We start from the raw sequence: 24,480 nt of genomic DNA, 5'->3' as shown, positions 1-24,480 counted from the left end.
GCGGGGCAGGGCGGCCGGGGGCCAACGCCCTCTTGTTCACCTGGGGTTGGTGTGGTGGCCGCCGCCGGGCACTAGGCATGGGTCGGCAGCAGTCAATCCTCTGCCCCCGATTGCCCCACCGCCCTATCGCCCCATCGCCCCGGAGGCCCATCGATGTCGTCGCGTACGCACGTCCCGCACCCCGGCCGCCGCACCGTCCTGCGCGGCTCGCTCCTGGCCTCGGCCGCCGTCACCCTTCCGGCCACCGTCGCCGCGGCCCCAGCCTTCGCGCTCTCCGGCCGGCCGAGTGCTACATGGGGTGTCCAGACGGGTGCGGTGACCTCGTCGTCCGCCCTGGTGTGGGTGCGGTCGGACCGTCCGGCACAGATGCTCGTCGAGACGTCGGCCACCGAGTCGTTCCGCCGGGCCCGTAGATGGCACGGCCCGCTGATCGGCTCCCGTACGGACTTCACCGGCACGACTCCCCTGTACGGGCTGCCGCCGGGCGAGCAGGTGCACTACCGGGTGACGCTCGCCGACCCGCACGACCCGCGCCGGACGGGCAAGCCGGTGTACGGAACGTTCCGCACCGCCCCCGCGAGGCGCCGCGACGGCGTGCGCTTCCTGTGGTCGGGCGACATCGCGGGCCAGGGCTGGGGCATCAACCCGGACATCGGCGGCTACCTGGTGTACGACGAGATGCGCCGCCTCGACCCGGATTTCTTCCTCTGCAGCGGAGACAACATCTACGCGGACGGGGTCATCGAGCCGAGTGTGACGCTGCCCGACGGCCGGATCTGGCGCAACATCACCACCGAGGAGAAGGCGAAGGTCGCCGAAACGCTCGACGAGTACCGCGGCAACTTCCGCTACAACCTGCTCGACGGGAACCTCCGCCGCTTCAACGCGCAGGTGCCCTCCATCATCCAGTGGGACGACCACGAAGTCCGTAACAACTGGTACCCCGGCCAGATCCTCGACGACCCGCGCTACACCGAGAAGAACGTGGATGTGCTGGCGGCCCGGTCGATGCGGGCGTTCAGCGAGTACGTCCCGGCCCCGGCAGCTCACGGGCCCTCCGGCGAGGGGCGGATGCACCGCGTCGTACGGCACGGACCGCTCCTGGATGTCTTCGTCCTGGACATGCGCTCCTTCCGCAACGCCAACTCCCCCGGCCGGCAGGCCGACGACACCACGGGCATTCTCGGCGCCGAGCAGCTCGCCTGGCTCAAGCGGGAACTGTCGCGCTCACGCGCCACATGGAAGGTGATCGCCGCGGACATGCCGCTGGGGCTGGTCGTCCCGGACGGTGCGACGAACTTCGAGGCAGTGGCCCAGGGCGATCCCGGTGCCCCGCTCGGCCGCGAACTCCAGCTGGCCGAACTGCTGCGGTACATCAAGCGGCAGCGGATCACCGGCACGGTGTGGCTGACGGCCGATGTCCACTACACCTCGGCGCAGCACTACTCCCCCGAGCGCGCGGCCTTCAAGGACTTCGCGCCGTTCTGGGAGTTCGTCTCGGGGCCGCTGGCTGCCGGTGGTTTCCCGGCGAACGCGCTCGACGCCACCTTCGGACCCGACCGGGTCTTCGTCCAGGCACCGGAGCGGGCGAACGTCTCCCCCATGGAGTCGCCGCAGTACTTCGGCGAGGTGGACATCGACGGCGACAGCGGCGAGCTCACGGTACGGCTGCGGGCGCAGGGCGGGACCGTCCTGTTCAGCAAGGTGCTTCAGCCGGGGCTCACAGGACAGTGAGCCGATGAGAGCGGGAGGACCCGACAAAAAGGGACGATAGGCAACCAGATCCACACTTAACCCGTCAGTCACAAGCCGTTCGTGATCAGGCAACACCACTCGGTCACAGTGAGGACATGACTGATGTGACATCCGCGAAGAGTGCCCGCCGTCCCCACCACTGGCGGCGGGACCTGATCGAGCTGGCTGCCCTGTTCACGGCGGTGGCCGTGGCCGACGCGATCGCCAACCTGATCGGGCACCAGCCCGACGGCCCCTATCTGCTGATCGCCTCGGCCGTGGCACTTGTCGCCACGGCCGCGTTCCACACGTGGTGGGCCCGGCACCACAGCCACGCCCCGCCGGGCGCGGGCGGCGACGAGGCGACACAAGACATCGGAGCCGGGACCCAGGCCGAACTGACCGTCGAGGACACCGCCCTGTGGCGGATGCGGACGACCGTGCGCGACGCGCCGGGCAGCCTGGCCGCCCTGTGCGTCGTGCTCGCCCGTTTCCGGGTCGACATCCTGACGCTCCAGACGCACCCGCTGGCCAACGGCACCGTCGACGAGTTCCTGCTGCGGGCGCCCGCAGCGCTCCAGGCGCAGGAGCTCACCCGGGAGATCTCCGCGGCGGGCGGCAGCTCCACCTGGATCGAGCGCGCGGACGCCCACGACCTGGTCGACACCCCGACCCGGGTCCTCGGGCTTGCCACCCGTACCGCCCTGGATGCCGCCGAACTTCCGCTGGCACTACGACAGTTGCTTGGCCGCTGCACCATCCACTCACTGCCCGCCGTCTCCATCACCGGCCGTCCCACCGGTGAGAGCGCACCCGTCGAAGGGGTACTGGAGGAGACCGTGATGCGGCTGCGCGATCCCTCCGGCGGTGTCATCACCGTGGAGCGTCCGCACCTGCCGTTCACACCGACCGAGTTCGCCCGGGCCCGCGCCCTCGTGGAGCTCGACGCGCGGCTCGGCCCCCGGGTTCCGCGCAGCCAGGACGTGCTCACCCTCCCCGAGGGCAACGAGATCACCGTGCGCCGCGCGGACCGCGGCGACCTCGTCGCAGCCCGCGCCATGCATGACCGCTGCTCCGAGCGGACCCTCGGGCTGCGCTATCACGGCCCGGTCCGCGATGCCGGCCGCTACCTCGATCACCTGCTGAGCCCGCGCTTCGGCCGCACCCTCGCCGTGCAGACGGCGTCCGGCAAGCTGGTGGCGCTCGGCCACCTGCTCTGGGACGGTGACGAGACCGAGGTCGCCCTGCTCGTCGAGGACGACTGGCAGCGCCGCGGCATCGGCTCCGAGCTGCTGGGCCGACTGGTGGCGCTGGCCGTCGAGGCCGGCTGCGAGAGCGTCTACGCCGTCACCCAGGCCCACAACACGGGCATGGTCGCGGCGATGCGCGGGCTCGGACTGCCCCTCGACTACCAGATCGAGGAAGGCACGCTCGTCGTCACAGCCCGACTGGACTCGTCTCCCGTCCGATCACTGCCGCCGTACGAGCGGGCTGAACAGACGGGTCGCTGAGCGCCTGACACAGGTCGGCCCACAGGTCCTCGACGTCCTCCAGGCCGACCGACATCCGCAGCAGCCGCTCACCGACACCGGATGCCCGCCGGTCTCCCTCGGCCACAATGCGGTGGCTGATGGAGGCCGGGTGCTGGATCAGCGAGTCCACGCTTCCGAGGCTGACGGCAGGCGTGATGAGCCGCACCGCGGCGATCACCCGGTGCGGGTCCCCGTACACCTCGAACGAGACCATCGCGCCGCCCACCCGCGGGTAGTGGACACGGGCGATGCGCGGGTCGGCGGTGAGCCGCCTGGCGAGTTCTGCGGCGCTCGCCGACGCGGCGCGTACCCGCACCGGCAGCGTGGACAGGCCCCGCAGCAGCAGATATCCGGCGAGCGGGTGCAGCACGCCGCCGGTGGCGAACCGCACCTGGCGCAGGGTGGCCGCGAACTCCTCGTCGCAGGCCACGACTCCGCCCATCACATCGCCGTGGCCGCCCAGGTACTTGGTGGCACTGTGCAGCACGATCCGGGCACCGTGCTCGACCGGCCGCTGGAGCACCGGGGTGGCGAAGGTGTTGTCGACGAGCAACGGAACGGACCCGCAGGCGTGCGCGACGGCCCGGATGTCCACCTCGGCCAGGGTCGGATTGGCAGGGGTCTCCACCATCACGAGGCCGGTGTCGGGGCGGATCGCGTCGGAGATGCCCGCCGGGTCGGTCCAGGTGACCTCCGTGCCGAGGAGGCCGGCGCCCAGGAGGTGGTCGCTGCAGCCGTAGAGCGGGCGGACGGCGACCACATGGCGCAGGCCGATGCTCGCGCGGGCCAGCAGGACCGCGGTGAGGGCCGCCATTCCGCTGGCGAACGCGACGGCGCTCTCGGTTCCTTCGAGCCGGGCCAGGGCCGTTTCGAAGCGGCCGGTGGTCGGATTGTCGAGTCGCGCGTAGACGGGCGGCCCGTCCGGCCTGGCGCCGGTGGTGGCGAAGGCGTCGATCCGCTCGGCCTCACCCCTCGAGTCGTACGAGGGGTAGGTGGTGGACAGGTCGAGCGGCGGGGCATGCAGTCCGAGGGAGGCGAGATCATCGCGTCCGGCGTGCACGGCTTCGGTGGCCAGCGCCCGGGACGGGGATGAGGTCCGGGGCGTCGTCGAGGCTTCGGTGTCCATGTCACCACTCTGAACAGCTGCCGGGTCGAGGAGGCAAAACCCCGTGTTACGTTCGATGCATGGCTGATTCTGTCGTTCTCGATCCGGTAGATCTACACATTCTGCGGCTCCTCCAGAACGATTCACGGACCACATACCGGGAGCTGGCCGCCGAAGTCGGGGTGGCTCCGTCCACGTGTCTGGACCGGGTGACCCGGCTGCGCCGCTCCGGCGTCATCCTCGGGCATCAGCTGCGCCTCGACCCGGCGCGCCTGGGCCGGGGTGTGCAGGCCCTGCTCCTGGTGCAGGTCCGGCCGCACCGCCGCGAGCTGATCGGCCCGTTCGTGGACCGGATCAGGGCGCTGCCGGAGTCCCGCGCGCTGTTCCATCTCACAGGCCCCGACGACTATCTGGTCCAGGTGGCCGTTTCCGACACAGCGGACCTCCAGCGGCTGGTGCTGGACGAGTTCACCTCGCGCCGCGAAGTGGCCAGGGTGGAGACCCGGCTGATCTTCCAGCAGTGGGAGTGCGGCCCCCTGTTGCCACCGGGATCGACGCCCGGATCGACGCCCGGATCGACGCCGGGGCCACCGCCCGGTTCGCCGTCGGGATCGTACGGCGGCTGATTTCCGGTGGTGGTGACGCGGAGGCCCTCGTCGTACGAGGATGTCCGCATGTCAGACACTTCTCAGAGCGCGCTGCCCCGCCAGGTCGCCGACGCCTACGTCGACGCATTCATCGAACTCGACCCGATCACCGGTACGTATCTCGGTGTCGCCGAAAGCTCACGCCGGCTGCCCGACTTCTCGCCCGCCGGTCAGACGGCCCTCGCCGATCTCGCCCGCGAGACCCTGGCTAAGCTCGACGCCGCCGAGAAGCTGCCGGGCGCGCACAGCGATGCCGAGCGGCGTTGCGGACGGCTGCTGCGCGAGCGGCTCACGGCCGAACTCGGCGTCCACGACGCCGACGAGGGGCTGCGGGTCGTCTCCAATCTCCACTCGCCCGCGCACAGCCTCCGTGAGGTGTTCACGGTCACGCCGACCGATACGGACGAGGACTGGGCCGCGGTCGTGGACCGCCTGCGGGCCGTCCCGGCCTCGCTGGAGGGGTACCGCGCCTCGCTCGAACTCGGCCTGGAGCGCAAGCTGTACGGGGGTCCGCGCCCGACCGCCACGTTCATCGAGCAGCTGACGGAGTGGGCCGGCACCAACGGCTCGGGGTTCTTCCAGGACTTCGTCACGCCCGGTCCTGTCGCCCTGCGCGCGGAGCTGGACGCCGCGGCCGGTGAGGCCGCGGCGGCGCTCGTGGCGCTGCGCGACTGGATGAGCGAGGTGTACGCCCCGGCGATCGAAGGTGCTCCCGACACCGTGGGCCGTGAGCGGTACGCGCGTTGGGCGCGCCAGTACAACGGCGCCGACCTGGATCTCGACGAGGCGTACGCGTACGGCTGGTCCGAATACCACCGCCTCCTGATCGAGATGAAGGCCGAGGCGGAGAAGATCCTGCCCGGCGCCGGCCCCTGGGAGGCCCTCGCGCATCTCGATGTGCACGGCAAGCACATCGAGGGTGTCGATGAGGTGCGGACCTGGCTCCAGGGGCTGATGGACGAGGCCATCGAGGCTCTTGACGGCACCCACTTCGAACTCGCCGAGCGGGTACGGAAGGTGGAGTCCCACATCGCCCCGGCGGGCGGCGCCGCGGCCCCGTACTACACCGGCCCCTCCGAGGACTTCTCGCGCCCCGGCCGGACCTGGCTGCCCACGATGGGCGAGACCCGCTTCCCCGTGTACGACCTGGTCTCCACCTGGTACCACGAGGGGGTTCCCGGGCACCATCTGCAGATCGCGCAGTGGACGCACGTGGCAGAGAACCTCTCCCGCTACCAGGCGTCGTTGGGCCACGTGAGTGCCAATGCCGAGGGCTGGGCGCTGTACGCGGAGCGCCTGATGGACGAGCTGGGCTTCCTGCCCGACGCGGAGCGCCGGCTCGGCTACCTGGACGCGCAGATGATGCGCGCCTGCCGGGTGATCATCGACATCGGTATGCACCTGGAGCTGGAGATTCCGGCGGACTCGCCGTTCCACCCCGGCGAGCGGTGGACACCGGAACTGGCCCAGGAGTTCTTCGGCAGCCACAGCGGCCGGCCCGCCGACTTCGTCGAGAGCGAGCTGACCCGCTATCTGTCGATGCCGGGGCAGGCCATCGGCTACAAGCTGGGCGAGCGCGCCTGGCTGCTGGGCCGGGAGAACGCTCGCAAGGCGCACGGCGACGGGTTCGACGCCAAGGCGTGGCACATGGCGGCCCTCTCGCAGGGGTCCCTCGGCCTGGACGATCTGGTGGACGAGCTGTCCAAGCTCTGATCACGCGGCCCGGCCGCCCACCGCGGCCGGGCACCGCTCAGTCCGGCCGCCGTCGGCCGGAAGCCGCAACCTGCGTAGAAATCCGCCAGTTCGGGCTCATAGTCCACGTTGAGCCACTGCACTCCCCGTTCGCGCGCCTGCTCGGCCGCCGTCGTCACGAGGCGGCGGCCGAGCCCCCGCCCCTGGCCTTCGGGATGCACGGTCGTGTCGAGCACGAAGGCATGCAGCCCTCCGTGCATCCGCGCGGTCAGCAGCCGCAGTCCTCGGAGTCGGCAGGGGCGGTGAGGGTGTCGGCGGTGCGCCGCTCAAGTCCCTCCCAGGTCTCGAACTCGAAGCCCTCGCGCGCCCAGTACTCGAAGCCGCCGAGCATCTCCTTGACCTGGTAGCCGAGTTCGGCGAGGGCGAGGGCGGCGCGCGTCGCGCCGTTGCAGCCCGGGCCCCAGCAGTACGTGATCACGGGCACTGCCGGGTCGAGGAGTTCGCGGGCCTGTTCCGCGATGAGGGCGGTGGGCAGGTGTACCGCGCCGGGGATGTGCCCCTGGTCCCAGGAGGCGGTGGAACGGGAGTCGATGACGACGAATCCGGGGTCACCGTCCGCCGCGAGGGTCGCCGCGACGTCGGAGACATCGGCGTGGAAGGCGAGCGACGCGCCGAAGTAGGCGGCCGCCACAGCCGGCGCGGCCGGCGGGACGCGCAGGACGGGGTTCGATTCGGTGGTGATCAGCTGTGAGGTCATGACCAAAAATCTATGGGCAGTGATCATTTGGCGGAAGTGGAGATCCCCGGCATCCCACTTGATCAGCCGGGGATTTCCCTGTTGTCTGTCGCACATGACCGACTATTCCCCGGACGCCACCGACTGGCGCATCCTCGATGTCCTTCAGCGTGACGGCCGGGCCTCGTTCGCCGAGCTGGCGCGCGCCGTGGCGATGTCCCCGAGCGCGGTCACCGAACGGGTGCGCCGCCTGGAGGAACTGGGCGTGATCAGCGGATACGCCGCGGTGGTGGACCCCGAGCGGCTCGGACTGCCGATCCTCGCCCTCGTACGGCTGCGCTACCCGAACGGCAACTACAAGCCGTTCCACGATCTGACGGACACGACCCCGGAGATCATCGAGGCCCACCATGTGACGGGCGACGACTGCTTCGTGCTCAAGGTCACCGCCCGTTCCATGAGCCACCTGGAAGAGGTCACCGGCCGGATCGGCACCCTCGGCGCCGTCACCACCAGCATCGTGTACTCCTCCCCGCTCCCCCGGCGGCCGATCAGCCGCTGAGCCCGTCCGCCGCGCGGTGGCGCACCGCCGAACCGTGCCGCTCCTTCACCACTTCGAGCTGGGCGGGAATGCGGCGGCGCAGATCGGCCACGTGACTGACGATGCCCACGCTGCGGTCGCGCTCCCGCAGCGAGTCCAGAACATCGAGCACCTCGTCGAGGGTCTGCTCGTCCAGGCTGCCGAAGCCCTCGTCGATGAAGAGCGTGTCCAGCCGTATGCCACCGGCCTCGTCGGTGACGACATCGGCGAGACCGAGTGCCAGCGCGAGCGAGGCGAAGAACGTCTCACCGCCGGACAGGGTCGCCGTATCGCGCTCCCGGCCGGTCCACGAGTCCACGACGTGCAGGCCGAGCCCGGCGCGGCGTCCGCCGGAGCGGGCGTCCGAGTGGACCAGGGTGTAGCGGCCCGACGACATCTTCTGGAGCCGGGCGGTGGCAGCGGCGGCGACCTGTTCGAGCCGGGCCGCGAGCACGTACGCCTCCAGGCGCATCTTGCGTTCGTTGTCCGCGGAGGTACCCGCGGTCAGTCCGGCGAGCCGGGCCACCCGTTCGTACTCCCGGCGCAGCGGCCCCAACGCGCGTACCTCCTCGGCGGCCCGGCGCGACAGCCGGTCGAGTTCGGAGCACCGCTCGCGGGCGGCGGCGAGCGCTGCCCCGGCGTCCCTCAGCAGCCGCTCGGCGGTGTCGTACGCGGTCTGCGCGGCGTCCGGTGTCGCCTGCGGGCGTTCGGCGGCGGCGTGCGCGTCCTGTTCCGCGATCCGGTCGGCGACGGCGGCGGCCTCGGCCTGCCAGGCGTCGATCCGGTGCTGGAGTTGGCGTTGCCCCGCATCGGTGAGCAGGGTCGCCGCCGCGGCATCGGGGGTGTCGAACCCGGCCTTGAACGCGGCGTCGGCCAGCCGGTCGTCGGCTTCCTTGCGCCGCTGCGCCGCGCTCTGCTCGGTCCGTACCGCATCGGCCGCCTCGCCGAGCAGTTCCACCCTGCGTTCCAGCCGGTGTGCGTGTGCGGCGACGGTGGCCGACTCTCCGCGTGCGGTCACCAACTCGGCTTCCAGTGCCACCTGTTCACGGTCGAGCGCTTCGCGCTGAGAGGTACGGGCGGCGGCGCGGCGCTCGGCCTGCCCGCGCTGCTCCAGCCGGCCCGCGTGCTCGCGCTCGGCGGCGGCGAGCGCTTCCCGCGCCGCGTGCGTACCGGCGGCCAGTCGGTGGGCGGAGGTGTGCTCCCGGGCCAACTCGGCGACGAACGCGTCGAGTTCGGTGACCGAGGGGCCGGTGACCGTGAGGCCGTCAGTCTCCTCCGATACCCCTTCCTCCCCTACCCGCTCCGCCGCCTCGGCGCTCGCTCCGGCGAACCGCTCGCGTACGGAGCCGAGTTCGTGCTCCGCAGCGGTGCGTGCCGCTTCGGCGCGGCGGTGCGCGGCGAGTGCCACCTCCTCGGTGGCCCGGTCCACGTGCCCGTCTCCGGGCCGCGCGGGGTCCGGGTGCTCGGCGGAACCGCAGACCGTGCAGGCGGCGCCGTCGACCAGTCCTGCGGCGAGTTCCGCCGCGATGTCGCGCAACCGCCTCTCGCGCAGGCCCAGCCAGTGTTCGTGTGCCGCGAGCGCCCTTTCGCGGGCGTCGGACATCCGCCCGGCGGCGGCCGCCGCCTCCAGGGCGAGCGCGTCGCGCCGGCGGGCCGCTTCCAGCCTCCTGCGCGCGGGGGCCAGACAGCCGGCCAGCTGCTCCGCGCGGGTCGCCGCCTCCTGGGCGTCCTCGATGCGTTCCTGGAGCGCGCGGCGGGTGACGTCCCACCCGGCGAGCCAGTGCCCGGTCTCCTGGATCAGTTCGTCGTCGGCCCGCGACTGCCGTTCGAGCGTGGTCCGTTCGGCGTCGATCTCCGTGCTGCGGCGCTCCGCCCGGCGCGCCGCTTCCAGTCCGCCCAGTTCCTGGCGGAACCGGCGTTCCAGCGTGGCGAGTTGCTCCGCGCCCGCGTCGGCCAGGTCCGCGGGCAACTGCCCGCGCGACCGCTCAAGGGCCTCGCTCGCCGCGCGGTACGCCCGCTCCGCCTCATCGCGCAGGTCCAGCGCGGGAGCGACCAGATCCGCTTTGCGCGCACGCTCCAGTTGTTCGCCGCAACGGTCTCGTTCCGTGCGGCCCGCCTCGAGAGCGGCGGCGCGGCGCCCGGTCTCCTCGTACCGCTGCTGGAGCCTGGCGAGTTCGCGTTCCGCGTCGAGCGCGCGGCGGGCGGCGGCCTGCCGGTTCTCGGCGGCGGACAGGGCCCACTCGGCGACGGTGAGCCGTTCCCGTGCCCCGGTGCGTGCCACGGCGGCCCACTCCAGGACGCCTTCGGCGAGTCCGGGCTCGCCGGGCCGGTCCTCGGGCAGCGGACACTCCCGTCCGGCGGGTCCGGCGGCCTGCGCGATCCGCTGGGCGAGGCCGATGATCTGTTCGTCCCCGGCTCTGACCTGCGCCTCGGCGCCACGGCGCAGCTCGGCGAGCCGTTCCTCGACCGCCGCGAAGCGCCGGGTGTCGAAGAGTCTGCCGAGCAGCCTGCCGCGGGCCTCCGCGTCGGCGCGCAGGAAGCGGGCGAAGTCTCCCTGGGGCAGCAGGACCACCTGGCAGAACTGGTCCCTGCTCATCCCGAGGAGCTCGGAGAGCTCCTCACCGATCTCCTGGTGCGAACGGCTGAGGGCGCGCCAGCCGTGCTCGGAGTCGTACTCACGCAGCCAGCTCTGCGCCTTCTCCGTCGTGAAGCCGGCGCCCTTCTTCTTGCGGCGGGGCTGGGCCGGGCGCCTGGTCACCTCCAGGCGGCGTCCGCCGACGGTCAGCTCCAGGCAGACCTCGGTGGTCAGTCCTTCCGGGGCGTGATCGCTGCGCAGTGAGGTCCCAGGGCTCTGCCGGGCACCGGGGACCGCCCCGTACAGGCCGTAGCAGACGGCGTCGAGAACCGAGGTCTTCCCCGCGCCTGTCGGACCGTGCAGCAGGAAGAGTCCCGCCGAGGAGAGCGCGTCGAAGTCGACCTCCTGGGTGGCGCCGAAGGGGCCGAAGGCTGTGATCGTGAGCCGGTGGAGCCTCAACGGGACACCTCGTGCACGCCGTCGTCCACCCGTACGTCGTCGAAGGCGGAGCGCAGCACCGTGCGCTCCTGTTCGTCCGGTCCGCTGCCGCCGCGCACATGGGCCACGAAGTCCTCCGCGATCTGGTGGTCGTCGCGTCCCTTGAGGCGCTGTGCGTACGAGGCGGAGGGGTCCTCGGGGGCCCGTTCCGGGTCGAAGACCAGGCTGAGGGTGTGCGGGAAGCGCTCCACGAGGCGGGCCATCGGGTCGTCCGGGCGCACCGGGTCGGTGAGGGTCGCCTCGACCCAGGACTCCTGGTGCTGTTCGTGACGGGGGTCGTCGAGCAGGGTGTCGAGGTGTCCGCGGAGCCGGGCGAGGGGGCGGGGAACCGGGAAGTCGACACGCTCGGCGGCGACGGAGCCTTCGGCGTCGAGATCGACCAGCCACATGGTCTTGCGGTGATCCGCCTCGGAGAAGGAGTAGGCGAGCGGGGAGCCGGAGTAGCGCACGCGCTCGGTGACGCGCTGGCTGCCGTGCAGATGTCCCAGGGCCACGTAGTCGACGCCGTCGAAGACTCCGGCGGGCACGGCGGCGACCCCGCCGACGGTGATGTCGCGTTCGCTGTCGCTGGGCTCGCCGCCCGCGACGAAGGCATGGGCGAGGACCACCGACCGGGTCCCGGCGGGCCTGCTCGCGAGGTCGGCGCGGACCCGGTCCATGGCGGCCGTGAGGACGGCCTGGTGGCCCGCCTTCGAGGCGCCGAGGGTGTCCTTGACCAGGGCGGGTTCCAGATAGGGCAGCCCGTAGAACGCCACCTCGCCGTGTGCGTCGCGCAGGACGACGGGGGCGTCGCAGCCCTCGGGGTCGGTGCGCAGATGGATTCCGGCCCGCCCGATCAGGCCCGCGCCGACGCCGAGCCTGCGGGCCGAGTCGTGGTTCCCGGAGATCATCACGGTCGGGACTCCGGCGGCGGCGAGCCGGTGCAGTGCGTCGTCGAAAAGCTCGACGGCGGACAGGGGCGGCACGGCCCGGTCGTAGACGTCCCCGGACACCAGGACGGCGTCGGCCCCGCGCTCCTGCACCGTGGCCACCAGGTGGTCGAGGAAGGTCCGCTGCGCGTCGAGCATCGGGACCCGGTGGAGTGAGCGCCCCAGATGCCAGTCGGACGTGTGCAGAATCCTCAAAACGTCACTCCGACGGCTGCGACCTGCATGTTCCTCTTCCTCCACCCCGGGGCCTGCCCGTGATCCCACGAACGGCACCGACCACGCTAGCGCCGGTCGCCCCCGGAACCCGCATCAATCATGGTTTCAGACGTCCCCGTACGCTTCCCCGCCCAGTTCGAGAGTGGCCGAGCCCGCCGTCGCATCGGCCAGCCAGGACGTGAATCCTTCGACATCGGCGTCCGGCAGTCCGATCCCGATGGACACCATCTCCGCGTAAGTGACCTCGCGCACGGCGCGGCCGGTGGCCCGCAGATCGTTCTCCAGCTTGCCCGCGCGCTGGTGGTCCACCGTGACGGTGGCCAGCCGGAAGCGCTGACGTGTAATGGTGCCGAGCGCGTCGAGCGCTTCGCCGACCGATCCGCCGTAGGCCCGGATCAGACCACCGGCGCCGAGCTTCACACCGCCGTAGTAGCGGGTGACGACCGCGGCCACGTAACGCACCTCACGGCGCATGAGCATGTGCAGCATGGGAACGCCCGCGGTACCCCCGGGCTCCCCGTCGTCGGACGCCTTCTGTACGGAGGCGTCGGCGCCGATCACGTACGCGAAGCAGTTGTGGGTGGCGGTGGGGTGCTCCTTGCGTACGCGTGCGACGAAGTCCTGCGCCTCCTGCTCGGTGGCGGCGGGTGCGAGCGCGCAGATGAAGCGCGATCGGTTGATCTCGGTCTCGTGCACGCCCGCACGGGCGACTGTCCGGTACTGCTCCTGCATCCGGCCACCCTATGCGTCGCCCCGCCGGGGAATCCCCGGCGCCCGCCGTAGGTTGCGCAGGCAGTCAGTATTCGCGTCCGCAGGAGGCATGGCATGTACGGCGACCAGGACACCATCCGCAAGATCCTCACCGAGTCCGGGGACGTCTGGGCCGTCGTGGGCCTGTCGTCGAACGAGGGGCGGGCGGCCTACGGTGTCGCGGACGTGCTCCAGCGCTACGGCAAGAAGATAGTGCCCGTGCATCCCAAGGCCGAGACCGTCCACGGGGAGCAGGGGTATGCGTCCCTGGAAGCGATTCCCTTCGACGTCGACGTGGTCGATGTGTTCGTGAACAGCGAGCTCGCGGGCGCGGTCGCCGACGAGGCCGCTGCCATCGGCGCCAAGGCCGTCTGGTTCCAGCTCGGTGTCATCGACGAGGCCGCCTACGCGCGTACCCGCACGGCCGGGCTCGACATGGTCATGGATCACTGCCCCGCCATCGAGATCCCGCGGCTCGGCTGACCTTCCGCGGCTCGGCCGGCCTGCCAGGGCGTGCTGTCGTGCGGGGCCGCCGCCGGGGACAATGACCGCCGTGAGCGACCTCCTCAGCGGTGAGCGGGCAGCGGCCCAGTTGTCGGAGCTCGGCGTGCGGCGGGGCGGGGTGCTGCTGGTGCACGCCTCGATGCGTTCCGTCGGGGCTGTCGACGGGGGTGCCCGCACCCTGGTCGGCGCCCTGCGGCGGGCCCTGGGGCCCGACGGCACCCTGGTGGTCCCGTCGATCACTCCGGAGAACTCCGACACCTCGCCCGCTTATCGCCGCAGCGTCCATGGCCTGGGCGAAGAAGGGCGCGAGGCCGTGCGTGCCGCGATGCCGCCGTTCGACCGGGCGACCACGCCCGCGCCGTCCGTGGGCCGTCTCGCCGAGGCGGTGCGGCTGACACCGGGCGCCGAACGCAGCGGCCACCCGCAGACCTCGTTCGCCGCGCTCGGGCCGGCCGCCGACGCACTGACCGCCCGCCATCGCCCGGACTGCCACTACGGCGAGGATTCCCCGCTCGCCGCGCTGTACGAGAGCGATGCCCGGATCCTGCTGCTGGGGACGGGATTCGATACGTGCACCGCCTTCCACCTGGCCGAGTACCGGGTGGCGCGTCCGCCCCTCCGCCGCTACCGCTGTGTGGTGACGGCGGAGGGGCGGCGCCGGTGGTGGGAGTACGAGGACGTCGATCTGGACGACAGCGACTTCGCCGCGCTGGGGCGGGACTTCGAGGAGTCGGACACCACGGGGGCCGTGCGCACGGGCCGGGTCGGCGCGGCGTACACCAGGCTCGTCGGCCTCACCGCTGCCGTGGACTTCGCGGCCGGATGGTTCGCGGAGCACCGGGTGGACCGCCCGGCGGACCCGGCGGAGGCGATCCGTCCATAGGACCGGGCCTGCCGGCCGGGCCCGCCCCGTGTGTGGGCCGGCTACGACCGTTGGCTGGAGCACCTATGTACCAACTGCCGTGCCTGCGCTCATACTTGCGGCGTGTCGGACCGATGGGGGAGGCGCCGGATGAAGCAGCTGATTCGCACCGAGGACGGCCGTCAACTGGCCGTCGAGCACTACGGCAAACCGCACGGAAGGCCCGTCTTTCTTCTGCACGGCACACCCGGCAGCCGGCTCGGACCGGCACCCCGGGGCTCCGTGCTGTACCGGCTGGGCGTGCATCTCATCGCCTACGACCGTCCGGGCTACGGCGATTCGGACCGGTTGCCCGGGCGCCCCGTGGCGCATGTCGCCGAGGACGTGGCCGCGATCGCGGACGCCTTGGGCATCGAGCGGTTCGGCGTCGTGGGCCGGTCGGGCGGGGCTCCGCACGCTCTCGCCTGCGCGGCGCTCCTGCCGGACCGTACGGCAAGGACGGCGGCACTCGTCGGACTGGCGCCGCGCGACGCGCAGGGCCTGGACTGGTTCGACGGCATGACCGAGTCGAATGTCCGGGAGTACGACAACGCGGCAGCCGGAGCACGCCAGTTGACGGCGGCGCTGGAGTTCCGGTCGGCGACGATCCGGGCGGATCCGGCGGGCATGGTGGCCGATATGCACAGCACGCTGCCCGCGTCGGACCGCGGCATCGTCGCCGATGCCGGCATCCGGGCGATGCTCACCCGGAACTTCGCCGAGGGCCTGCGCAGTTCGGCCGACGGCTGGGTCGACGACGTGATGTCGTTCAGCACCGACTGGGGGTTCCGCCCCGAGGACATCGCCTCGCCCGTACTCCTGTGGCACGGCGAGGACGATGTCTTCGCGCCGGTGTCGCACACCCGGTGGCTCGCCGAGCGCATCCCCGGGGCCGAGCTGGTGGTGGAGCGGGGCGCCGCACACTTCGGCGCGCTGCGCGTGCTGACCCGGGTGCTCGGCTGGACGTCGTGGTGAACCGTCCGCCGGGCCCCGGGCCCCGCACCGCTCGCGCGCCCCGGCTCACACCGGCTGTGGCTCCAGGTCACGGCTGACCCGCCGCCAGGAGCGGGCCGCCTCGGTGATCGGGTGATCCGCCCCCAGCCGTACGGCGGCCGGTTCGAGGACCTCGGCCCGCATCCGCTGTGCCTCCACCTCGCGGCCCGCCGCGCGCAGGGTGATTGCGAGGTTGGAGCGGCAGACGAGCACATCGGGGTGGTTTGCCCCGTACCTCGCCATCAGGCCTTCCAGCGCGATGCGTTCCCACTGTTCCGCCGCCTCGGGCCGGTGCAGGTCCCCGTAGGCGTTGGCGAGGTTGATCGCGGCGCAGAGCGTGAAGGGGTGCGAGTGCCCCAGCTGGTCCTCAAGCGCCGCCCGGACCAGCTCGCCGACCTCGGCGGCACGCCGGGCTTCGCCGAGCCCCCGCAGGTAGATGCCCACGTTGTTGCGGCAGGCCAGCGTGAAGGGGTGTTCCTCACCCAGGCTCTCCCGGTAGCCCTCCAGCGCCTGAAGGGCGAGGTCGAGGGCCGCTTGCTTGTCCCCGACCGCCGAGAAGTCGGCGGCCAGGTTGAGCCCGCAGGCCAGCGCGTCGGGCACCTTGGCCCCGTACCGCCCCCGGTAGCGGCCGTACGTCTCCTCGGTGAGGCGCTTCGCCTCGTGCGGATGGCCGGCCTTGCGCAGCGAGACGGCGAGGCTCTTGGCGGTGCGCAGCGCCTCGGGTACGTCGGCGTTGAGCACGCTGCGGTCGAAGGCGGCGATCACCTCCCGCAGGACCTGCACCGATGCCTCGTACTCCCCGGTCTCCCGCAGGTCGCGGGCGAGGTGGCCCTTGGTGGTGAGGGTGTAGGGGTGGTCCATGGTCAGCAGGGCGCTGCGCCGCTCGACGGTCTGTTCGTCCAGCCGGCGGGCGCGTTCGCTGTCGCCGGTCAGCCGGTAGTCGATCGCCAGGTTGTTGGCCGCGGTCAGGGTGCGCGGGTGGTCCTCGCCGAAGGTCTCCCGCATGCCCCGGTAGATCCGCACGTCGCGTTCCAGCGCCTCGTCGAAGCGGCCCAGGGCCCGCAGATCGGCGGCGAGGCTCCCGGTGGTGATCAGGACGTTCGGGTGGTCGGGGTGGAAAACCCGGATCTGCCGCTCCCTGGTGTCCTCGTCCAGGGCGAGCGCCGCGTGGTATCTGCCCTGCGCCCGGAGCGCGTTGGCCAGTTCGAAGCGGAGGTTCAGCGTCTGCTTGTCGTCCTCGCCGAGCTCACGGGTCCAGGTGCGGTTCAGCTGGGTTCCCAGCAGCCGGGCGTTCTCCAGCTCACCGCGCTTGAGGAGGTAGCGAATCCGGTCGAGCATGAGCTGGCGGCCCGACTCCTCGTCGCAGTCGGCGATGCCCGAGGCGCCGAGGTGCGGCCAGATCAGTTCGAAGCTCGGCCAGGTACGGGGGTCGTTCACGGGGCTGTCCAGTTCCCCGGTGTCCTGCGGGCGGGCCGCTGCCAGGGTGACATGCACTTCGTGCATCGCCTTCTCCCGCTCCTCCCTCGACATCCCGGAGCGGACGGCCGCCTGGACGAGGCGGTGCACCTGGATGCTGCTGTCGGCCGGGTCCACCTTGGCCAGCGCGAAGCGGTTGAGCGCCTGGGTGACCTTGCCGAGCATGTACCGCTCGCGCAGATCGGGGTCGTACGGGAGGAGCGAGCGGAGCATCGAGTCGCTGCCGATGAGACTCATCGATATGGGTTCGGCCGAGAAGAACGAGCACAGTTCCAGGAGCCGTACCGCGGCCTTGGACTCCTCGCGCAGCCTGGCGATGGAGATGTTCCAGGTGGCACCGATCTGCTGGGCGTAATCGTCCGGTGTGCCGAGGGAAAGGACCTTGGTGCTCTGTTCCCTGAGCTGCTGTACGTAGTCGTCCACCGGGGTGGCGGTCTCAGCGAGCCAGGCGGCCGCGACCTCGACCGCCAGTGGCAGGTCGCCGACGGCCTCGGCCACCCGGTCCGCGTCCCGTGCGGGCAGCTTGCGGACGCGGCGGCAGAGATGCTCCACGCTCTCGGAGCGTGTGAAGACCTCGACCTCCGTCGTCTCGACCTGCGCCGATACGGGCTTGTTGCGGCAGGTGGCGAGGATGTGGCCGTAGAGGGAGCCCGCGATGGGCGCGGTCTCGTCGGCGAAGATGTCCAGGGCGTTGTCGAGGTCCTCGACGTTGTCGAAGACGAGCAGCCAGCGGGAGTACGGCGATCCGCTGCGTAACGCCTCCAGGGCCGCCATGGCGGCGTCGGTGACCCCGTCACCGGTACGCAGCCCCATCTCGGCGGCCAGTTCGGCGAGCGAGGAGAGCACCCGGTCGGGCTGCTCGGACTCGACCCACCACACCAGGTCGTAGTCGGCGCGGAAGCGGTGTGCGTACTCCCTGGCCACCTGGGTCTTCCCCACCCCGCCGAGTCCGTAGAGGACTTGGGGCAGGCGCTGTCCCGAGCGGGTGTCGCCGCGCAGCTGGTCGCGCACCCGCTCCAGTACGGAGGCGCGCCCGGTGAACCATGCGTGCCGCGGGCGTACGTTCCACACCTTCGGCGCCGCTCCGGGGAAGCGGGGGCCGCCCTCGGGGACGGGCGGCGAGGCGACGGGTTCGTCCCGGTCCAGGGCACCGAGGAGTGCGGACGCGGCCTCGGTCTCGTCGAGCCGTACGAGGTCGACGACGGCCCGGCTGCTCGCGGGCAGGTTCAGCCGTACGTCACCGACCCGGACGGGTATCAGCTGGCGGCGGCTTCCGGTGGGGTCGAGGCCGACCACGGAGTCCCACAGGGTCCTGGCAGGACTGGAGTTCTGGTAGGCCTGCGAGACGACGGAGACGACGCGGTACGTGGCTCCGGGTGCGAACGCCGCCTCTGCACCGGCCACTTGCGTCGTCCGGACGTCGACGGCGACGACGTGGAAGCCGGCCCGGACGAGCACGGCCTGCAGCCAGTCGGCCCACATCTGGTCCTCGGCCACATAGGTGAGCACCACGTTGGACGGCGGCACGGGGCGTCGCCGGGTGTACGCCGCGACGTAGCCGAGCCGTTCGGCCTCGTCCATCGGGGGCAGGGCGCTGACCGCTCCGTCGGTGAGGACCGAGGTGAGCCGCTCGCAGGAGGTGAGCATGGAGCTGGAGACATTGGGCGCGTCGCCGAAGGTCGCGAGGATCTCCTCGTACGCGTAGAAGGGCCGGTAGGGAATCTCCACCGAGCCCCAGTAACCGGCCAGTTCCTCGCTGCTCAGTCCGCTCGGGAAGCCACTGAAGCTCTCCCTGGCGAGGGCCCGGCCCGCGTCGGCCTTCTCCTTCTCGCCGTCGTCGATCCGCATGGGCACCGGCAGGATGCGGATGTTCTTGTCGTGGAAGCGCTCTTCGATGTCGCGGGCCACGGCGGCCGCACCGTCGATGCTCTGGTCGCTCAACGTGAAGCAGACGACCAGCACTTGAGGCATCTGGACGGTGCAGATGTCCCCGATGTCGCTGATTCCGGTCCGGCTGTCGATGAGGGTGTAGTCGTAGTGACGTTGCATATCGGTACGCATCGCATCGAAGAACTGGCCGCCGTCGTAACGCTCGTAGAAGTCCTCCCAGTCCATCCGCCCCACGGTCGCCGAGTAGTCCCGGTTGCGCCGCCCGGCGGAGACGAAATCGAGGCTCCCGCCGAAGGGGAAGGACCAGTTCAAAGAGGTGGCGTGCGGGCGGACCCGGGCGTAGTCGCGGTGCCATTCGGGCTCCCGCTCGGCGGGCCGTCGTACCTCCTCCTGGTATTCGGTGATCAGGTTGATCACCCCTGGGGTGGCCTCCAGGTCGGAGAAGTCGAGGAAGGGATGGAAGAAGCGGTGCAGGCCCGGCGCCTCCAGATCCCAGTCGACGGCGAGCACCCGGTATCCGTTGGCGGCAAGAATCCAGGCGGTGTTGGCGAGAGCCATGGTGCGCCCCGTGCCGCCCTTGTACGAGTAAAAGGTGACGATGGTGCCTTCACGGTTCTCGGTCATCCGAGGGTCCCTCCGCGTCGTCGGCGTGGCCTTTGCCCTGGTGCGATCCGTCAGGAGGGGTGACGTGAACATCGGCGCCGTAACCGACACCGCCGGGAAGCACTCGTGGTATTCGCCCGCCCCGCCCCTCCGGGGGGTAGGTCTTCGCCTGAGCCGTGTAGTGCCGGTCGGCGGCCCGCACGGCGCGCGGCAGTTCTTCGCTGAACGCTTCGAGTGTGGGCACTCCGGCGTTGGGTGAGCGGTGGCCGCCGGCCGTCTCCGCCGCGAAGATCTCGGTGGCCGAGTGCAGGGATTCCGACCGGAGCGCGGATTCCGGGTCCTCGCGGTTCCAGGGGACCATGATGCTGATCCAGGGCCGGTCCTGGGCGCAGAGCCGCCGCAGCAGATCTCTCCGGTGCGGGGCTTCGAGTGCCCACTGGTCGAGCAGCAGCAGTCCGGGAGCGCTGGGTTCCCCGGCGGCCAGCAGCCGTTCGGCCTCGGCCTCGAAGTCGCCCACCCGCACCAGGTAGTCGAGGTTGCGCACGAGATCGCCCGCGTGGTCGGCGAGCGGGCGGGAGGACTTGGGGTGGTACGGGTTCCAGTCCCGGGCATCCGGTCCGTAGCAGTCGGGACCCCTGTCCTGGGGCCGGTCCGCCTGCGAACAGGCGAGCACGGCTATGTCCATCTCGCGGGCGGGCCCCGGCGGCCCGAAGGCGCTGGGTACGGCCAGGTAGTCCTGGTGCGGGTGGCCTTCGGCCATCCGGGTCTGCTCGGCGACCTTGACGATTCGCTTGGCCAGCAGATACACCGCGCGTTCGTACTGGTCCCTGAGATAGCGGAGCTTGATCAGCCCGTAGAAGCCCTCGTCCGCGTAGTCGTCCCCGAAGGTCGCGTGGTTGAACTGCAGCCGCTCCGCGGGCTGCGGAAGCTGCTTGGGCGGTACGGGCACCCAGAGCGCGGGCACGATTCCGGTGATCGGGGAGCTGTTGTTGTTGTACTGGGCGGCCTGGTGGTGCACGGCCCGGCTGGAGAACGCGTACCACTCGCGGCCGCACTGTTCGCTGAGGAAATAGCGTGGTGAGTAGAGCGGTACGAAGACCCTGCAGTACGCCAGCGCCTCGGACAGCCTCTCCTGCCACCCTTCGCCCGGCTGCATCTGCTGATCCATGAATCCGGCGGGCACCCCTGCCGGAAGCGAGGTCAGTTGCAGTACGTGCGCGCACAGATCCCGGTAGAACCTCTCCACCCAGACGTTCGGGTCCTTGTCCTTCGGATGGTTCTTCGGCGTATGCGCGTAGCTGAGAAAGAAGTAAGGCTTTGGTTCGTCTCCCCCGGCTCCCACCGCTCCACTGGCCAACTTCGCCCCCGGTCCCTGTTCGCTGGGTCCTCAGTGTAGGAAACCTCGATTCCCCGGCGGAACCACGCGAACACATCAATTGATTGATCCAATTGATCAAATCTCCCTTTGGATCAATCAATTGATGTCAAATCTGCCAAATCCGGAGGTGTATACGATCATTTACCGGGTGGCGACGGCTGCGGCTGCGTCCCACGCTGCACGGTGGATCGCCGCAGCCCGTCCGGCTTCGGCGCGAGCGGCCTGCGAGACCTTCTCGGCCGACCAGCCCGCGATCGTCTCGCCCATGCCCGCGACGAAACGTTCTCCCAGGAGGGTGAGCACGCCGGAGCCGGCGAGTTCGTCCACCGCCGCGGCCGTCTGCTCGCGCCACCGGGCGAACTGCGCCTCAGCCGCCCGCGCGGCCGGTCCCTGCGTGGTGAGCCGTCGCACCCGCCAGAAGTCCGTGACGGCGATGTGCGCGTACGTGCCCTGCAGCAGGCCGTCCAGCGGTCGCGGATCGTCGCGCCAGGGAGCGTAGAACAGCCGGTCCCCGTCGTCCGGGTCGTACAGGTCATGGCTGTCCAGGACCGCCCCGAGCTTGACGTGCTGGAACTCATGGACGATCAACAGGGCCAGCAGGTCCGGTGTGACGGGCCGCGCCGCGCCGATCGCGCCGAACGCCTCCCGTGACGCGGCGCTGACGTCACTGCCGTCCGGCGCATGCAGCGGGGTGACGACGCGCAGACCGGCGGCCACTCCCGGTGCGTAGGCGGGCAGTTCACGCCCGATCAGCGACCACGCCTCGGCGAGGTCCTCGGACCAGAGCTTGGCCTCGCCGTGGGAGAGCCGGTCCGACACGGGCCACTGATGGCTGTCGCGCATCGGGTCGGTGTCCTCCAGCGCCACGGTCCAGCCGGGCAGTTCCACCAGGCGCACGGGCCGCCAGTTGGGTACGAGCCCGTCGGCGCCGCTGTCCCAGCCGATCTCCAGGCACCGCCCCGCCGCCCGCACCGTGAAACCGTCCGGGCCCGCCTCCACCTCGGCCAGTTCCGCGTCGCCCGGGAGCGACACCGTGCCGAGTCCCGGCAGCCGCAGCAGCCCATCGCGCACCGGCACCGTCACGCGGTCGCCGCGCCGGGCACGCAGTGCGCAGGCGGCGGCGATCTCCGCGAGCCCCTGCCCCGCCGTGCCGGGCGCCCTGCCGTCCAGGGCGCGCAGGGCCCAGGGCCGCAGATACGGATGCGCGATCACCGCGTCCACCACGTCGGGCAGCGAGGTGTCGAGGTCGACAAGGAGCTCCCAGGCGTCGGCCGCGAGCCGGTCGGTCCGGGGGCCGCGTTCGTGCACGGCGGCCAGCAGGTGCCGGTCGAGGTCGAGCTGGCTCTCCGCCAGCCGTCCCACGGTCTCGGCGCTGCCGAAGCCTGTCGCCAGCTCGTCGAGGTCTCCGCTGCCGGAAACGGGGGCGGGTGCGACGGGAGCGGCGGCTTCACGGTCCCGGATACTCACGATGAGCTCCATCAGGTCGGGGCAGAACACCGAGGGGTTGTCGAAGCCGCTGCCCCCGCTGCCGGTCCGGTACCGGTGGGCGTAGAGGCCGCCGCCGCAGGAGGTGACCACGGGGCAGGACCGGCATTCCTCGGCGAGCTCTTCGATCCCCTGCTGCCGGGCGAGCAGTCCCGGGTGGCCGAGCACTTCGTCGAGCGAGTGCGTGAAGACGTCCATGCCGGTGGCGGGCGCGTCCTCGTAGGCCGTCTTGAGGCTGTCCGCCTGCTCGAACGTTCCGTCGGTCTCGATCACCACCAGGTCCGCGGGCGCCAGTCCGAGCGATTCGGTGAGGCTGCTCTCGCCGCGCAGCGTGCGCTCGACGGAGTCGAAGATGCGTACCGGTACGGGCCGGCCGTCCGCGTCCCAGCGCCGGTGGATGACGTCCAGCCAGTCCGCGTACGGCGTCGGTGACCCCTCGGGCCGGGGCGGTGGTACGTCCCAGGTCGCATGCGGCAGGAGGAAGTCCATGCGGGGCGGATCGAGGGCGACGAGCGCTTCGTACACGGCGACGGGGTCGTTCTCGATGTCGATCGTGCAGAGCAGACCGGCGAACAGATGCCGGTAGCGGGGCCTGCTGAGCAGTTCGACGGCCTTCAGGACCTGTGCGTGGCTGCTGCGCCCGTCGGAGTACCGGCGATGACGGTCGTTGGAGGTCTTGTCGCCGTCCAGCGAGACCCCGACTTTGATGCCCAGTTCGGTGAAGAGCTCGCAGAACCGTTCGCTGAGCAGTACGCCGTTGGTGTGGATGCGCAGATCCAGGGTGCTCACGCCGTCGAGTGCGCGGTAGAGCTCCTCGGCCGCCGTCCGCAGCCTCGCGGGGCCCGCGAGCAGCGGTTCGCCGCCGTGCAGGACGACGTGGACCTCGGGAAGCCGGTGGGCCCTGGCGTGCTCGGCGATCCGCTCCGCCGCCCTGGCCAGGATTTCTTGGGACACCACCTTGGGCCGGCCACGCCAACTCGTATCAGCGTGCTCGTACACGTAGCAGTGGTCGCAAGCGAGGTCACAGCGGCTGTGCATCTTCAGCACAAATTGACTCAAGGAGAGCGGCGGCCGGTCCATGGTGGTGTCGGTGCCCGGCTACTCAGACGGACGACTGAAAGGCCGCGACGACCAGCGGGCTCGGCCCGGTGCCCGTCGACAGCAGACGGCTGAGGGAAGCGGGCACCGTGCCGCCGCCTTGAACAGCGGCACTCTTCGCCAGCGGCACCCGAGGAGCAGCCTGTCGGCGGGGAGCGAGCCCCGGCCTGCCGGCTGCGGAGACGAGCGTAATGTCCATTGAGAGCCTCTCAGATCGAAATACGAGGGCCCGTGCGCGCGCGGGCGTTGGCGGAATTCCGCCGTCCGCATACCACGGGACCTCATTTCTGCACAACGGGTAAAGGAACGCAAATCAGGCACAAGCTGAACGGGTGAGATTCAGACACACCTGTCCCCTGTGCCTCAAACTTCGGTCCGGGCATGCGCGTACTCCCCAAGGGCGGAAAGCACTCCTTCGGGCGAGCGCTACGGGGACCCATTTCGCGCACGCATACCGTCCGCGCGCGCGAGTTCGAGGGCAGAGGGCGGGCCATGATGCACACCTTCCTATGCCGCCCCGGCCAAAACCCGGAATTCATCAAAGATGATTCCGGACAGTAATGTTTCAGACACCGAGACCCTCGACGAGGACGGCGTTCGGCAGCGCAGCGAGGGCCTTGCCCGGCACGATCAGCTTGCCGCGGCGCCGGCCGCTGCCGATCAGTACGAACTCCTCGTCGGCCACGGCGGGGTCGATCAGCACAGGCCAGTCGGCGGGCAGTCCCACCGGAGTGACGCCGCCGTACTCCATGCCGGTCTCGGCAAGCGCGGTGTCCATCGGGGCGAAGGAGACCCGGCGTGCGCCGAGGTGCTTGCGCAGCGCCCCGTTCATGTCGATGCGCGACCTGGAGAGCACCACGCAGGCGGCCAGGGTCACTTCGCCGCCCCGCTTGCCCGCCACGACCACACAGTTGGCGGACCGGTCGAGCAGTTCGGCGCCGTGGCGCTCGACGAACGCGGCGGTGTCGGCGATCGCCGGATCGGTGTCGACGTAGACGATGTGATCGGCCGGCACACCACCCCACCCGGCCCCAACGGCACGCGCCACGGGCGGCGTGAGCAGGCCGATACGGTCCACAGCGGGAGAGGCGTCCTCGAAGGAGCCCACGGGTGCGCGCATGCATCACACGCTAACAGCCGTCACCCGGTGGTCAGTTC

Annotated in this window: 17 protein-coding genes and 1 pseudogene; 8 read left to right on the top strand and 10 right to left on the bottom strand. The window is 71.0% G+C overall.

The window, feature by feature from the left end:
• Positions 1–153: 153 nt before the first annotated feature.
• Both ACFT7S_RS11535 and ACFT7S_RS11530 read left to right on the top strand, forming a co-directional pair.
• The gene (locus ACFT7S_RS11535; protein ID WP_382729892.1) at positions 154–1,734 is read left to right on the top strand and encodes an alkaline phosphatase D family protein; all 1,581 of its coding nucleotides are present in this window, start codon (positions 154–156) and stop codon (positions 1,732–1,734) included.
• Positions 1,735–1,859: 125 nt separating this feature from the next.
• Complete coding sequence (locus tag ACFT7S_RS11530) at positions 1,860–3,245, top strand: GNAT family N-acetyltransferase (RefSeq protein ID WP_382730253.1); 1,386 nt, start codon at positions 1,860–1,862, stop codon at positions 3,243–3,245.
• On the opposite strand, the gene ACFT7S_RS11525 is transcribed toward ACFT7S_RS11530, so the two are convergent.
• Positions 3,172–4,392 carry a trans-sulfuration enzyme family protein gene (locus tag ACFT7S_RS11525; RefSeq protein WP_382729890.1) on the bottom strand — a complete coding sequence of 407 codons (1,221 nt, stop codon included), beginning with the start codon at positions 4,390–4,392 and terminating at the stop codon, positions 3,172–3,174. The genes ACFT7S_RS11530 and ACFT7S_RS11525 overlap by 74 nt on opposite strands.
• A 59-nt stretch (positions 4,393–4,451) precedes the next feature.
• On the opposite strand from ACFT7S_RS11525, the gene ACFT7S_RS11520 reads away from it, so the two are divergent.
• Complete coding sequence (locus tag ACFT7S_RS11520) at positions 4,452–4,997, top strand: Lrp/AsnC family transcriptional regulator (protein ID WP_382729888.1); 546 nt, start codon at positions 4,452–4,454, stop codon at positions 4,995–4,997.
• A 48-nt stretch (positions 4,998–5,045) separates the two neighbouring features.
• A complete protein-coding gene (locus ACFT7S_RS11515; protein ID WP_382729886.1) occupies positions 5,046–6,731 on the top strand; it encodes a DUF885 domain-containing protein in 1,686 nt (561 codons plus the stop codon).
• Positions 6,732–6,790: 59 nt separating this feature from the next.
• Here ACFT7S_RS11515 and ACFT7S_RS11510 read toward each other — a convergent pair.
• Both ACFT7S_RS11510 and ACFT7S_RS11505 read right to left on the bottom strand, forming a co-directional pair.
• Positions 6,791–6,970, bottom strand: a pseudogene (locus ACFT7S_RS11510) (GNAT family N-acetyltransferase); the annotation flags it as partial.
• A gap of 8 nt (positions 6,971–6,978) precedes the next feature.
• Positions 6,979–7,473, bottom strand: a complete 495-nt coding sequence (locus ACFT7S_RS11505; protein WP_382729884.1) for a rhodanese-like domain-containing protein — start codon at positions 7,471–7,473, stop codon at positions 6,979–6,981.
• 88 nt (positions 7,474–7,561) lie between these two features.
• Between ACFT7S_RS11505 and ACFT7S_RS11500 the strand changes: the two genes are divergently transcribed.
• Complete coding sequence (locus ACFT7S_RS11500; RefSeq protein WP_382729882.1) at positions 7,562–8,008, top strand: Lrp/AsnC family transcriptional regulator; 447 nt, start codon at positions 7,562–7,564, stop codon at positions 8,006–8,008.
• Here the strand turns inward: ACFT7S_RS11500 and ACFT7S_RS11495 are convergent.
• From ACFT7S_RS11495 to ACFT7S_RS11485, 3 genes are all read right to left on the bottom strand, one after another.
• Positions 7,998–11,060, bottom strand: coding sequence for an AAA family ATPase (locus ACFT7S_RS11495; protein ID WP_382729880.1), 3,063 nt, complete (start codon positions 11,058–11,060; stop codon positions 7,998–8,000). The two genes, ACFT7S_RS11500 and ACFT7S_RS11495, sit on opposite strands and share 11 nt — an antisense overlap.
• The gene (locus ACFT7S_RS11490; protein WP_382729878.1) at positions 11,057–12,223 is read right to left on the bottom strand and encodes an exonuclease SbcCD subunit D; all 1,167 of its coding nucleotides are present in this window, start codon (positions 12,221–12,223) and stop codon (positions 11,057–11,059) included. Before ACFT7S_RS11490 ends, ACFT7S_RS11495 begins: the two co-directional genes overlap by 4 nt.
• A 126-nt stretch (positions 12,224–12,349) precedes the next feature.
• The gene (locus ACFT7S_RS11485; protein WP_382729876.1) at positions 12,350–12,976 is read right to left on the bottom strand and encodes a YigZ family protein; all 627 of its coding nucleotides are present in this window, start codon (positions 12,974–12,976) and stop codon (positions 12,350–12,352) included.
• A gap of 93 nt (positions 12,977–13,069) precedes the next feature.
• Here ACFT7S_RS11485 and ACFT7S_RS11480 point away from each other — a divergent pair, with 93 nt between their 5' ends.
• From ACFT7S_RS11480 to ACFT7S_RS11470, 3 genes are all read left to right on the top strand, one after another.
• A complete protein-coding gene (locus ACFT7S_RS11480; protein ID WP_382729874.1) occupies positions 13,070–13,477 on the top strand; it encodes a CoA-binding protein in 408 nt (135 codons plus the stop codon).
• 61 nt (positions 13,478–13,538) lie between these two features.
• Positions 13,539–14,381, top strand: coding sequence for an aminoglycoside N(3)-acetyltransferase (locus ACFT7S_RS11475; protein WP_382729872.1), 843 nt, complete (start codon positions 13,539–13,541; stop codon positions 14,379–14,381).
• Between the two features lie 129 nt (positions 14,382–14,510).
• Complete coding sequence (locus ACFT7S_RS11470; RefSeq protein WP_382729870.1) at positions 14,511–15,374, top strand: alpha/beta fold hydrolase; 864 nt, start codon at positions 14,511–14,513, stop codon at positions 15,372–15,374.
• A 45-nt stretch (positions 15,375–15,419) separates the two neighbouring features.
• Here ACFT7S_RS11470 and fxsT read toward each other — a convergent pair whose 3' ends face one another.
• The 4 genes from fxsT to ACFT7S_RS11450 all read right to left on the bottom strand — a co-directional run bounded on the left by fxsT (position 15,420) and on the right by ACFT7S_RS11450 (position 24,442).
• Positions 15,420–19,382 (bottom strand): FxSxx-COOH system tetratricopeptide repeat protein, encoded by a 3,963-nt coding sequence (fxsT, locus tag ACFT7S_RS11465; RefSeq protein ID WP_382729868.1) that lies wholly within the window; start codon positions 19,380–19,382, stop codon positions 15,420–15,422.
• Positions 19,366–20,703 (bottom strand): TIR-like protein FxsC, encoded by a 1,338-nt coding sequence (locus tag ACFT7S_RS11460; protein WP_382729866.1) that lies wholly within the window; start codon positions 20,701–20,703, stop codon positions 19,366–19,368. The genes fxsT and ACFT7S_RS11460 overlap by 17 nt, the downstream gene beginning before the upstream one ends.
• 177 nt (positions 20,704–20,880) lie before the next feature.
• Positions 20,881–23,304, bottom strand: coding sequence for an FxsB family cyclophane-forming radical SAM/SPASM peptide maturase (locus ACFT7S_RS11455; RefSeq protein WP_382729864.1), 2,424 nt, complete (start codon positions 23,302–23,304; stop codon positions 20,881–20,883).
• A gap of 583 nt (positions 23,305–23,887) precedes the next feature.
• Complete coding sequence (locus tag ACFT7S_RS11450) at positions 23,888–24,442, bottom strand: YbaK/EbsC family protein (RefSeq protein WP_382729861.1); 555 nt, start codon at positions 24,440–24,442, stop codon at positions 23,888–23,890.
• Between the last annotated feature and the right edge of the window lie 38 nt (positions 24,443–24,480).

The organism is Streptomyces sp. NPDC057136 (assembly GCF_042670885.1).
Lineage (GTDB): Bacteria > Actinomycetota > Actinomycetes > Streptomycetales > Streptomycetaceae > Streptomyces.
The sequence above is the reverse complement of the archived record's forward strand: the minus strand, read 5'-3'. Positions and strand labels throughout refer to the sequence as shown.